This is a genomic window from Enterobacter sp. PP-008-ECC_S150 (assembly GCF_045257065.1).
Taxonomy (GTDB): domain Bacteria; phylum Pseudomonadota; class Gammaproteobacteria; order Enterobacterales; family Enterobacteriaceae; genus Enterobacter; species Enterobacter chengduensis.
Map to the genome: position 1 here is coordinate 1 of NZ_JBJHHG010000031.1, position 11,066 is coordinate 11,066.

An 11,066-nucleotide genomic window follows, 5' to 3' on the forward strand; every position below is an offset into this window, starting at 1 on the left:
GCGCATCGCGCCGCCAACGATTCGACCGAGCCCCGCCGCAATGGGCGGGGCTGGTGTGGCTACGCCCCGGCTTGCTGCGGCAGGTTGCACGAAAGCGTGCCGTCCCCGACGCTGGCGGTTCGTTGTCTGTACGTCACGAAAGACGGTTCACCGACACGCCGCCCAGCCTCGCTTCTATGGAGCTTCCACACCACGCCTCAGTATGTGGCCGTGAGCTGCGGCAGGGGCGCTCTGGCCTTGTCGTCGGGGCATTGACCTGGCCCGCGTCAGGGCGCAAGCCGGTGCAGCCGTCACGCGGGGATGCCGAGTTGGCCACGTCTCCATTCGGGAGCGGGCGGCCTGTGCGTCCTTGTCTTGTTGTGAATCCTGGCGGTGGCGCGGCTGCGCCTTGGGCTTCATGGCCGCAACCTTGCAGCGAAAACAATTTCCCCTGCGCTGCGCGCATTCCTCGCGGGACAAATTCTTTTCGCTTCCAGGTTCTCCACGTTGTTGCGACCGCTGCGCGGTGCGACCAGCCCATCCCCCGCCGGCCGGATCACAACAAGGACGCACTGGCGCGACCTTGTTCAACCCGAAAGGAGAAACATCATGGCTAACATCGGCACCTTCACCGCAGAGAAAGACGGCTTCACCGGCACGCTTCGCACCCTGACGCTCAACGTCAAGGTCAAGCTGGTTCCCAACGACAAGGGCGACACCGAGAACGCCCCCGACTTCCACCTGCAAGCGGCTGGCCACGAAGTCGGCGCAGCGTGGAAGAAGACCAGCGAGGCCGGGCGGGAATACCTGTCCGTATCCATCGACGACCCTTCGTTCCCGGCGACGGTCTATGCCCGCCTGATCGAGAACGAGGACGGCACGCACGACCTGATCTGGTCGCGCAACAAGCCGAAGGCGGCCTGACAGCCGCTTACCGCGTCCCGCCCACTGCGGCGGGGCGCGATGCTGCTGATCGCAGCACCGCACGCGCAGGATTTCTGCTGCTGCCGCGTGCTGGATACGCCCGTCACCGCGGGCCTGCATGCGTGCCTTGTGGCTCGCAATCCGTGTCAACGAGCGGGGTGGGGCGGGTCGGCGCGGAACGCGCCGCCGGGCTTTCGGGCTTCGCCCCGTGCCGGCAAGCCGTCACGGCCATCCGGCTTCAATCCCTCACGCCTTCGCGCCTGCGGCGCTGCGCGCTCCGCTTGCTGCAATTCAGTACCACACGCCAACGCGCTACGGCGTGTCGGGCTCTTCCAATATCGCCCTGAGTTCCTGGCGCACCTGTGCCAGCAATTCATCAGCTTCGCGGGTGCTGTCACCGGCATAAGCCAATGTGAGCAGCGTGAGCGGATGCACTTCCATGACCTCGCACAGATCGGCCAGCTTCTGGATGGTTGGGCTTTTCAGGTCGCGCTCCAGCGTGCTCATGTAGGTGCGACTGGACACGTTGGAGAACGCTTCCTGGCTCAAACCACGCGCCTTCCTTACCGTCCGAATCGCCGCTGCCAATGAGTTCTTCGCTGCCACCTATGGTTTCCCCAAAAAACCAAGATGACAGCCCATTGCGCCCTATAGGACTACAATCTATAGTGTTCATTTGGTGGTGATGTTTTCCTTTTCCGTGCTTTTACGGAGATCCGCATCTGCGGATTTCCTCAGACCCAGGGAACCGCGTCCGTGTCTTTCCTGACTTCCACCAATACGCCTTCGTGCCTCTCCGCTTTTGCGGCTTCGTGCGCTTGCGCATACGTGCATCCGTCCGCAGGCACAGATGCGCCTCGGCGATTGCGTGTGTTCGTGGAAGGGGCGCGGCCTTGACCACGCTTGTCACCGAGGAAGACCGGGTGCACCTACTGGCCCACGGCCTCACCCGCGCCGCAGGCCAGGAATGTGACCCGCTGCCCGTGGTGCGCCTGTTCACACCGGACGCACATGCGACCTGGCTATTGGCCGCGCTCGATCCGACCGATGGCGATACGGCCTACGGCCTGATCGACCTCGGGATCGGGATGCCTGCCCTGGCGACGGTGAAGCTGTCCGATCTGGCGTCCATCGTCGGGCCGCTCAAGCAGCCCGTGATACGAGATCGGTACTTCCAGCCGACGCGGCCGCTGTCGGAATACGTTCGACTGGCTCAGGAAAACGGTTCGATCACCGATTGACGCATTCCAGCGCGACCAGGCAAAAAGTATCGCATTGTGACTATTTCGGTCTTAGCCAAGACCTGGCAAGTCTTGATCCGCATGCTTGCACCAGGGTGGTGCGCTCCTGACCAAAACAGTCATGATGCCAGGCGCGAGATTCGGCACGGTGTTCAATGCTGCACCCCATTTCCGGGCGGTGCAGTCGTCGCATTTAGACGATTTCGGCAATGCACTGGAGCGAATCTGTCTTGACACCAGCAGTTAAAGCGTAACCCGAGTTTGATGACCACTTGATGGCGATTCGATAGCTCCCGCACAGCGGAATTGTGGCGACGTTCCCAGAAACAGGGAGGTTTCGCCATGACTGACCGCAGCAGCCAACACTGGTATCCCACGGCCGCGTATCTCTACACGCTGCACCTCGATGGCCCAGCGCTGGCTTGGGAGTATTTGCGCAGGAATGCAAGCTACCGGCGCGACTGGCTACGCCGGCGTCGCAAGCCAGATGCGGCGCAGGCCTGGGGCCTGCGCCTGCTGGAAGATCCCGGCCTGGATGCGCGCGATGCACATCCTGCTTGGTTCCCCGATCACGACGGCGTGGTGCAGCTATACCCCGACGCCGACCCACCACCCGATGCGCATACCTTCGAGTTCTGGCGCATTCCTGGGCGCAAGCAACTGACCCACGACGGCAAGCGCCTGGTGCTTGTATCGCATTGGCCAGGCTGCTGCGTTCGGCTCGCACTCGCACCCGACCTAGAAGATGGCTCGGCCTATCTCTACGCCACACGCGCCTGCGCCACGCCCTGTGCGCGCTACCGCACGCTCGCTGCGAAGCTGGATGCGCTATCTGCCGCAACCGTGGCCGCGCCTGTGGCAACAGCCCGCTCTCGCCCCACGCCCGCCGCGCTGCTGGAACTGCATACCTTGCAAGCGCTCGACGCGACCCTCGCGGGAGCCTCTTTGCGCGAAGTGGCCGAAGGTCTGTTCGGCGCGGATGCCGTCGCGGCCGACTGGCACAAAGACAGTGCATTGCGTGCCCGCGTGCGGCGGCTGGTACGCCGCGGCGATGAGCTGATGCACGGCGGCTACCGCCGACTAGCGCAGCTTCCAATGTTCCCGTCGCATTAGGGGGGACGTTTCTCGACCCGTGCGAATCGTCCCTTAGCAAGAAGCCTTGCTTTCTTGAGAGTGCCTCTATCCGGCCGCGTGGTGTGGCCGGGCTTGATGGAGGTACATCCCATGCGACCTGCTCCCTCGCGGCCTGCCGCCGCTGCCGTCACTGCGACCTCGCAGCCTCAACGCTACCTGACAAACGACGAAGCCGCCGACTACCTGCGGCTGTCGCCGCGCACGCTGGAGAAGCAGCGGGTGATCGGCGGCGGCCCCAAGTTCCGCAAGTTCGGCCGCCGCGTCATGTACGCGGTGTCCGACCTCGATGCCTGGGCCGACCAGCGCAGCTACGAGGCCACGTCCGATCCCGAATACGCCGAGCGCCACGCGGGCGACTACCGTGATGGCCGCTGATCGTCGGCGCGTGGGTGGCCTTCGCCATGTCCAGCCCGCCAGGGCAAGCCTTGCCGCAGCGCGAACAGCTCGATCTGTTCCGAGCGCTGCCGGGCGACATGGCGCCACGCGATTCCCAGGACTTGATGGCCTTTCCGTTCTTCTCGCTTGCCAAGTCGCGGCGCACGGCGCCGATCGACTTCCGCAGCGGGAACGTCACCATTCGCGTGGAAGGCACGCAGGAGCACGGCATCGCAACGATATGGGATGCCGACGTGCTGATATGGGCCGCCTCGCAGATCGTGGAGGCGCGCGACGCGGGCCTGCGCCCGTCGCGCTGGATACGCGCCACGCCTTACGAGATTTTGCGCTTCATCGGGCGCGGCACGTCCCTCAACGACTACCAGCGCCTGAAGGCCGCCCTCGACCGGCTGCAATCGACCACGGTGGCCACGTCCATCCGCGAAACCACGGGAAGGCGCTTGCATCGCTTCTCGTGGATCAACGAGTGGAAGGAACTCGCCGACGCCAGCGGCACCCCGCTGGGCATCGAGCTGATCTTGCCGGACTGGTTCTATGCCGGCGTGCTCGACGCCGCCCTGGTGCTGACCATCGACCCGGCCTATTTCCGCTTGAAAGGCGGTATCGAACGCTGGCTGTACCGCCTGGTGCGCAAGCATGGCGGGCGGCAGGAGCACGGCTGGCAATTCGACTTCCGACACCTGTACCGCAAATCCGGCAGCGCGGCCCGCTTCTCGGACTTCGCCTACGACGTGCGCGCCCTGGTGGCGCGGCAGTCGTTGCCCGGCTACGTCCTCGGCATCGAGCGGATGCCGGACGACAACACCGAGCTGCTGACCTTCCGGCCCGTGCCGCACGCGGCACGGGGATAACTGCGGGAGAACCTGTGGACGGCCTCGTGCTATCAGGAGTACCGGGTATCGTGCTATCAGGAGTACGACCCTCGTGCTATCAGGAGTACGAAAACGCCGGAAAGCCAACAACGGCGCGGGTTTGCGTTCCCTCTAACTTACCTAACAAGAAATACATAACTTTTAGTAGAAGCGCGCCGTTTCGGTGGACAACCACGAAATGGCACGCCCAGGCCGGCTTTCCAGCTCGGAGGGCCGCGCCATGATCTTCGCGTTTCTCAACCAGAAAGGCGGCGTCGGCAAGACCACGCTCGCCACGCACATCGCCGGCGAACTGGCGATGCGCGGCCTGCATGTCATCCTGCTGGATGCCGACCCGCAGGGGTCATCGCTCGACTGGACGCAGCGGCGTAGCCAGCAGGGCCTGCCCCGTCTGTTCAGCGCCGTGGGCCTTGCCCGCGAAACGCTGCATCAGGAAGCGCCAGAACTCGCCAGGCGGGCCGATCACATCATCATCGACGGCCCGCCGCGCATCGCCGCCCTCGCGCGCTCCGCGCTGCTGGCGGCCGAGCGCGTGCTGATCCCCGTGCAGCCCAGCCCCTACGACGTATGGGCTTCTGCCGAGATGGTCGCACTGATCCGCGAAGCACAGGTGTTCCGGCCAGCGCTACGCGCGGCCTTCGTCATCAACCGGCGCGTCAGCACCACCATCATCGGCAGGGAGGCACGGCAATCGCTGGCCGAACAGCCGCTGCCCGCGCTGCGCTCGGAGATCCACCAGCGCATCGTCTTTGCCGACAGCGTAGCCGCTGGCCGGCTCGCCCGCGAAACCGCGCCCGACAGCGCCGCTGCCCGCGAGATCGCCGCGCTCACCGACGAACTGCTGCGGTGGCCGACATGACTGGAAAGCCATCACCACGCAGCAAGCGCGTCGGCATCGGTGTACGTCCCCCAGCGAATCCGCACGCCGAAGCGTGGATTCGCCAGGGCGACGCAGATGCCTTGCAGAAAGGCGACCTCTACACCGCTCGACTGACGCTTGACATCACGCCCGCCATGCGGGCGCGCATCAAGGTGTCGGCCTTCACGCGAGGCGTGACCGTAGCCGAACTGCTGCGCAGCCTGCTGGAGCGGGAGTTTCCCCCGGAGGGCACGCCGTGAACGCATCCGCTTCGACCGCCCACACCCCCAAAGCAAGTGCGCCCACGGCTGCACCGCCGCCGGCGCCTTCGACACTCGCCGGCCAGGCCGGCAACGTGCCGCTGACGCGCGTGGCGCTGACCTACATCGAACCCCGCTTCAAGCTCTACCTGCGCTTCGGCGAACCGGCGCGCACGCTCCAGCTCGACCGCTGGCGGCGCTGCGCCGTGTTCCTGCCGAACGCGGTTCTGTGCCGCATCCGTTGGCAGGCCAACGACTACGGCACGATCCGCTGGCAGCTCATGGTGATGCAGACCGCCACGCCGCTGGACGCCGTGCAACGCATCCCCGGCGTGCAGCCGGGCGCGCGTCTGCTGTTGCACGCCGAAGGCGATGCCAACGTTCGCGCCGTGCTGGAACGCATCGACGACATCGAGGCGCTGGGCATCGCAGCCGCAGACACATCGCCCGCGTACTGGCGCACGCTCGCGAACCGGCTCGCAGCGCGCTCGGCGTTACCCACATACACCACAGAACGGCACGCCGCCTGGCTGGCAGGGAGGGCATTGCCATGACCACGATTTCCACGACCGGCCCCGTGCCGCATCCTCGCTCGCGCCTGCGCACTCGCCTCGTGCTGGCAGGCTTCGCCACCGTCGGCCTCGCTGCGCTGGCCTGGGCTGCGTTCGTGCAGCCCCTGCCGCGAATGGCCTACAACCCGTCCGACAGCGTGGCGGTCGGTTGGTATCGCATCGAACCGTTCGACCCGCGCACCGCCTCGCGGCCACGTCCGCTGTCCGTGGACAGCATCGTGCTGGTGCCGCTGCCCGACAGGGCCGCCATGCTGGCTGCGCAGCGCAGTTACCTACCGACCCGCGTTCCGCTGCTCAAACGTGTGGGCGCAGTCGCGCCACAACACGTCTGCATCGTCGCCGGCCAGGTTCGCATCGACGGCGTGCCGGTGGCCGCCGCCCTGCCTGCCGACCGGCAGGGCCGACCGCTGCCATCCTTGCAGCTTTGCCGCCGTCTCGAACCGGGCGAACTGTTCCTCTTGAGCGTGACCAACCCAGCGTCGTTCGACAGCCGCTATTTCGGGCCGGTCAGTGCATCCACCGCGATCGGCGTTGCGCATCCGATCTGGCTGGAGACACGTCCATGATGGCCGCCGATTCGCTGCACTTTGCCGCGCCTCTCATCGTGCCATCGGGCATGTCGTTCTACTGTTCGTCGCCTTGTCATCGCACGTGCAGTGCGGGTGCATTCGCACCGCACTTCGCGCTGCCTTCGGCGCAGCCGTCCAACGTGCAGGCGTCTTGCCTCGAACGCGCCTGGCCTGCGGCCATTGGCGTGTTCGCCGGCGGGCTGGCTGCTGGTGCAGCAGCGCCGCCGGGCCGCCGATGCCCGGAGCGGGAGCGAGGGGCAAAGGCGGAAGGCAAGACAAAAGGACGCGGCACCGGGCCGCGTCGAAGGCCTGTCTGCACATGGGGGGGGCGCGCGGCCCGCGCCAATGCAGGCATGGCCGCGTGCTTCGCACGCCCGGAGACGCCGGAGCTTGCCAGGGGCGCTGCCATGACCGACCGCCGCGACGACGATTTCCGGGTGCGCCCTGGCGCGCCGAAGAACCGAGGCAAAGGCCAGGGCCAGAGCTTCGTTTCCAAGGTGCTCAAGCGGGCTGGCAAAGCCAGCGGCGGCAAGTCGGCGGTGCGCCGTCCTGTCGCTGGCGGGAGCGGCCAGCACGCGGGCCAGCGGCCCGGCTCACGGCTTGGGCGCGGCCATACGGCAGCGCGCTTCGCAGGTGCAAAGCTGACACCCATGTCACGGCGCGTGACCGTCAAGACGCTGCTGGTCAACCAGCGCAACGCCAGCCCGCAGTCGCTCGCCAAGCACCTGCGCTACATCGAGCGCGACGGTGCCGGCCGGGACGGCGAGCCGGGCCGTGCCTACGGGCCGCAGACCGACCATGCCGACCTCGATGCCTTCAAGGAACGCTGCCAGGACGACCGACACCATTTCCGTTTCATTGTTTCCCCGGAAGACGGAGCCGAGCTGGACGACCTGCGCACCTACACCCGGCACCTGATGAACCGCATGGAGGCCGACCTGGGAACGCGGCTGGATTGGGTGGCGGTCGATCACTGGAACACCGACAACCCGCACACGCACCTGATCGTGCGCGGACGCGACGATACCGGCAGAGACCTCGTCATCGCGGGCGACTACATCGCCCACGGCTTCCGCCATCGCGCCGCCGAGCTGGCGACGGAATGGCTGGGGCCGCGCACCGAACTGGAGATCCAGCAGACCTGGCAGCGCGAGGTGAAGCAAGAGCGGTGGACGAGCCTCGACCGCACGTTGCAGCGCGAGGTCGGCGAGGATGACCGGGTGCGGATCGAACGCTTCAACGAACCGACGTTGCAACGCCAGCGCCTGCTACTGATCGGCCGGCTGCAACGCTTGCAGCGGCTCGGCCTGGCCGACGAGGTGCAGCCCAGCACCTGGGCCATCCATGCCGACGCTGAGAAGACCCTGCGTGCCCTGGGCGAGCGTGGCGACATCATCCGCACCATGCAGCGCGCCATGAGCGGCCAGCCGCGCGAGCTGGCGGTATTCGAGCCGGCCGACGACGGCCGTACCCTCGTCGGCCGCGTGGCCGCCAAGGGGCTGGCCGACGAGCTGCACGACCGCGGCTATCTGGTCATCGACGGCGTGGACGGCAAGGCCCACTACGTCGCTTTGAACGCCCGCGACGAACTGGCGAGCTACCCCACCGGCGCGGTGGTGGAGGTGCGTGGTTCCGCCGAGGTACGGGCGGCGGACAAGAACATCGCCGCACTGGCGAGCGATGGCCTGTACCGTACCGATCATCACCTGGCGATCGAGCAAGGCCGAGCCAAGCCCGGCCGCGACCCGCAGGAAGTCGTCGCGGCCCACGTCCGACGGCTGGAAGCCCTGCGCCGGGCCGGCATCGTGGAGCGCGTGGCGGAAGGGCTATGGAAAGTGCCGGACGACCTATCCGAGCGTGGGCGCCAGTACGATGCGCAGCGACTGGGCGGCGTGGCCGTGGACCTGAAATCTCACCTGCCGATCGAGCGGCAGGCCCGCGTGATCGGCGCCACCTGGCTCGACCAGCAACTGATCGGCGGCGGCCGGGGATTGGGCGACCTGGGCTTTGGTGGCGATGCCAAGCAAGCCTTGCAGCAGCGCGCCGACTTCCTCGAAGAACAGGGGCTGGCCCAGCGGCGTGGGCAGCGGGTGATTCTCTCCCGGAATCTGCTGGAAACGCTGCGCAATCGGGAGCTGGCGCAGGCCGCCCAGCACATTGCCGCCGATAGTGGGTTGGAGCATCGGCACGTCACAGACGGGCAGCGCGTAGCCGGCATCTACCGGCGCTCGGTCATTCTCGCCAGCGGTCGCTATGCGCTGCTCGATGACGGCATGGGGTTCAGTCTGGTGCCTTGGCGGCCGATAATCGAGCCACGACTGGGGCAGCAGATCGCCGCGACTGTACGCGGCGGCGGTGTGTCATGGGAGGTTGGACGGCAACGAGGTCCTGGGATTGGATAGGGGCCGTAGGCTGTCGTACCGAGTTAAGGTGTCGAGCAGCGTTCTGGCCCTAGCTTCTGTGCTCCGTTAAGGCGACTAGTCTGTGCTTATCGCCGACGCTGTGGGTGCATGGTTGCTTGCCGATTCCGGTGCAACTCGCAAACGCGCTGCCCCGACCTGAACTGCCCATTCAACGATCTGCCCGGCCAACACGTCCGTCGCGACACCGAACGCGCTCACCACATCTGCCTCTCGCTTGCTGCCTGTAGCTTGGATTGCTTCGAAGCGTCTACTGGCAATAGCAGTCCGTTTGGCCGGATCGACCAGTTGCACATCGAGCCGAACCCGAACCGCGGCGATCGCTTCAGTGCCGCGGTATTCGAGCTGGAACGCCCGTAGCGTACTGCGCAACTCCATATCGGCGCTCATTGGCGTGCTATCGGTAATCACCGAAGTCGACCGCCCATCGCGCATGAAGGCTTCGACGATTCGGTCGCGTAGCAGCACCGGTGCGGGGTCGGCCCAACGCACTCCTTGCCAAGCCGACAAGCGACCATCGGGCTGCGCAATGAAAAGCCGCTCCGAATCCAGGACGCGACTACTCTCAGGGGCGTAGACGCGCAGCGCCCCAGGTCCAGGAACGGCGCGTGGCGTACTCTCCGCCTGGGCGATGTGATAGTCGGGCAGTTTGTAGGTGACCATTGGAGCTGTTTTGGGAAGCACACTGCACGCGGACAAGCCGAGTACTAGCGTCATAGTCGCGGCAGCGACGGGAATCATCCTGGCGGAAGTGTTCACGGCTTGGTTTCCTCAATGTTCTCTCCACCGAGCAGGTATTGCGCCGGATTGCGATCCAGTCGGCGCAGCACGGTGTTTAGATTGGCCAGCGCCTGCTGGAGTTCGTGCATGGCAGGGCCTGTGGCGGCCATGCCTTGGTTCAGCGATTCCTGATTGTTTTGCAGTAGCGTCTCAACCCTGAAAGCGGCGCGTTCGAGGGATGCCGTTGCATCACGCGTGTTCACCATGATTTGCTTACCATCGTTATTTAGTAGCAGGTTGGCATCGCGAAGAGTGCTATTTGCTTGGCGCACGGCAGCTGTCGATTCTCTGCTTGCTTCGGTCAGATTGCTGATTAACGTCGCGATCTCGGCCCTCTGGTCAGCGACCGCGCCCGTAGTCTGTTCGAGATTCACTAGACTGCGGTGCACAAGAGCCAAATTCTCCTTCGACAGTAACTCCTGCGTGCGCAGCAAGATGCCGTTGAGTGTCGTCATGCTGTTACCCTCGCCGGAGACCAGGGATGCCATCGCCGAACGTGGCGCGAGGATCAACGGTTCCTCGTCCTCTTTCCGATCCAGCAATGGCACGTTTGGCCCACCGTCGCTCAACTCGATCACCGCGTTGCCGGTAATTCCCGTGATGACCAATTCAGCGCGGGTATCCTGCCGGACCGGGATGGTGGCATTGATACGCACGCGCGCTATCGCCCGCCTTGGGTCAGGCGGCGAAAGAGAAAGTGCAACGACTTCGCCAATCGTGATTCCGCTGTACTGAACCTGGCTGCCGGGCGTAAGCCCGGTCACTGGCTCATCGAACATGATCCGGTAATACTGGTAATCGTGGTCGGAACGTGTGTCGCTGAGCCAGAGCGCGAAGCCGATACCAATCGCACCGAGCAGCACGACGAACAGACCAATGAATACATGATGGGCACGTGGCTCCATGATCAGACCACCTCGTTTTCAGAGTGTAAATATTGCGTGCGCCCAGCCCAATGCGTGCGCGACGGAAGAATGATGCAGATGCGGAAGGGTTTCATGGCTGCGTCTCTTGGCTGGAAGCACCAGTGGCCTGTGCGGCCGCACGGCCACTGGTGCTT

At 65.4% G+C, this 11,066-nt stretch carries 13 protein-coding genes; 10 read left to right on the forward strand and 3 right to left on the reverse strand.

Features of this window, described 5'->3' with window-relative positions; translation table 11 throughout:
• The first annotated feature begins 588 nt into the window (after window positions 1-588).
• On the forward strand, window positions 589-903 hold the full coding sequence (locus ACJBF3_RS23560) for a DUF736 domain-containing protein (RefSeq protein WP_001273857.1): 315 nt from the start codon (window positions 589-591) through the stop codon (window positions 901-903).
• A gap of 312 nt (window positions 904-1,215) precedes the next feature.
• On the opposite strand, the gene ACJBF3_RS23565 is transcribed toward ACJBF3_RS23560, so the two are convergent.
• Entirely contained in the window at window positions 1,216-1,509 is a 294-nt protein-coding gene (locus ACJBF3_RS23565; protein ID WP_006379425.1) for a helix-turn-helix domain-containing protein, read from the reverse strand.
• A gap of 287 nt (window positions 1,510-1,796) precedes the next feature.
• Here ACJBF3_RS23565 and ACJBF3_RS23570 point away from each other — a divergent pair, with 287 nt between their 5' ends.
• From ACJBF3_RS23570 to ACJBF3_RS23610, 9 genes are all read left to right on the forward strand, one after another.
• Complete coding sequence (locus tag ACJBF3_RS23570; RefSeq protein WP_016487838.1) at window positions 1,797-2,144, forward strand: DUF2958 domain-containing protein; 348 nt, start codon at window positions 1,797-1,799, stop codon at window positions 2,142-2,144.
• Between the two features lie 342 nt (window positions 2,145-2,486).
• The gene (locus ACJBF3_RS23575; protein ID WP_006379424.1) at window positions 2,487-3,257 is read left to right on the forward strand and encodes a DUF2285 domain-containing protein; all 771 of its coding nucleotides are present in this window, start codon (window positions 2,487-2,489) and stop codon (window positions 3,255-3,257) included.
• A gap of 111 nt (window positions 3,258-3,368) precedes the next feature.
• Window positions 3,369-3,653 carry an AlpA family transcriptional regulator gene (locus ACJBF3_RS23580; RefSeq protein ID WP_001247107.1) on the forward strand — a complete coding sequence of 95 codons (285 nt, stop codon included), beginning with the start codon at window positions 3,369-3,371 and terminating at the stop codon, window positions 3,651-3,653.
• A 26-nt stretch (window positions 3,654-3,679) separates the two neighbouring features.
• Window positions 3,680-4,525, forward strand: a complete 846-nt coding sequence (locus tag ACJBF3_RS23585; RefSeq protein ID WP_022652188.1) for a replication initiator protein A — start codon at window positions 3,680-3,682, stop codon at window positions 4,523-4,525.
• 241 nt (window positions 4,526-4,766) lie between these two features.
• A complete protein-coding gene (gene parA / locus ACJBF3_RS23590) occupies window positions 4,767-5,405 on the forward strand; it encodes a ParA family partition ATPase (protein WP_003092312.1) in 639 nt (212 codons plus the stop codon).
• Entirely contained in the window at window positions 5,402-5,665 is a 264-nt protein-coding gene (locus ACJBF3_RS23595; protein ID WP_022652187.1) for a hypothetical protein, read from the forward strand. Before parA ends, ACJBF3_RS23595 begins: the two co-directional genes overlap by 4 nt.
• Window positions 5,662-6,219 carry a DUF2840 domain-containing protein gene (locus tag ACJBF3_RS23600; protein WP_006379346.1) on the forward strand — a complete coding sequence of 186 codons (558 nt, stop codon included), beginning with the start codon at window positions 5,662-5,664 and terminating at the stop codon, window positions 6,217-6,219. Before ACJBF3_RS23595 ends, ACJBF3_RS23600 begins: the two co-directional genes overlap by 4 nt.
• Entirely contained in the window at window positions 6,216-6,803 is a 588-nt protein-coding gene (locus ACJBF3_RS23605) for a S26 family signal peptidase (RefSeq protein WP_006379345.1), read from the forward strand. The genes ACJBF3_RS23600 and ACJBF3_RS23605 overlap by 4 nt, the downstream gene beginning before the upstream one ends.
• Window positions 6,804-7,213: 410 nt before the next feature.
• Window positions 7,214-9,208: a relaxase/mobilization nuclease and DUF3363 domain-containing protein gene (locus ACJBF3_RS23610; RefSeq protein ID WP_016487835.1), complete on the forward strand. Its 1,995-nt coding sequence runs from the start codon at window positions 7,214-7,216 to the stop codon at window positions 9,206-9,208.
• 75 nt (window positions 9,209-9,283) lie between these two features.
• Here ACJBF3_RS23610 and ACJBF3_RS23615 read toward each other — a convergent pair whose 3' ends face one another.
• Window positions 9,284-9,889, reverse strand: coding sequence for an ABC-type transport auxiliary lipoprotein family protein (locus ACJBF3_RS23615; RefSeq protein ID WP_223231737.1), 606 nt, complete (start codon window positions 9,887-9,889; stop codon window positions 9,284-9,286).
• Window positions 9,890-9,981: 92 nt separating this feature from the next.
• Window positions 9,982-10,911, reverse strand: a complete 930-nt coding sequence (locus ACJBF3_RS23620) for an MlaD family protein (RefSeq protein ID WP_016487833.1) — start codon at window positions 10,909-10,911, stop codon at window positions 9,982-9,984.
• Window positions 10,912-11,066 lie beyond the last annotated feature (155 nt).

Coding starts and splice junctions, on each gene's coding strand:
- ACJBF3_RS23575 (WP_006379424.1), top strand. CDS start 2,487: ATGACTGACCGCAGCAGCCAACACTGGTATCCCACGGCCGCGTATCTC.
- parA (WP_003092312.1), top strand. CDS start 4,767: ATGATCTTCGCGTTTCTCAACCAGAAAGGCGGCGTCGGCAAGACCACG.
- ACJBF3_RS23585 (WP_022652188.1), top strand. CDS start 3,680: ATGTCCAGCCCGCCAGGGCAAGCCTTGCCGCAGCGCGAACAGCTCGAT.
- ACJBF3_RS23595 (WP_022652187.1), top strand. CDS start 5,402: ATGACTGGAAAGCCATCACCACGCAGCAAGCGCGTCGGCATCGGTGTA.
- ACJBF3_RS23615 (WP_223231737.1), bottom strand. CDS start 9,889: ATGGTCACCTACAAACTGCCCGACTATCACATCGCCCAGGCGGAGAGT.
- ACJBF3_RS23605 (WP_006379345.1), top strand. CDS start 6,216: ATGACCACGATTTCCACGACCGGCCCCGTGCCGCATCCTCGCTCGCGC.
- ACJBF3_RS23620 (WP_016487833.1), bottom strand. CDS start 10,911: ATGGAGCCACGTGCCCATCATGTATTCATTGGTCTGTTCGTCGTGCTG.
- ACJBF3_RS23560 (WP_001273857.1), top strand. CDS start 589: ATGGCTAACATCGGCACCTTCACCGCAGAGAAAGACGGCTTCACCGGC.
- ACJBF3_RS23610 (WP_016487835.1), top strand. CDS start 7,214: ATGACCGACCGCCGCGACGACGATTTCCGGGTGCGCCCTGGCGCGCCG.
- ACJBF3_RS23580 (WP_001247107.1), top strand. CDS start 3,369: ATGCGACCTGCTCCCTCGCGGCCTGCCGCCGCTGCCGTCACTGCGACC.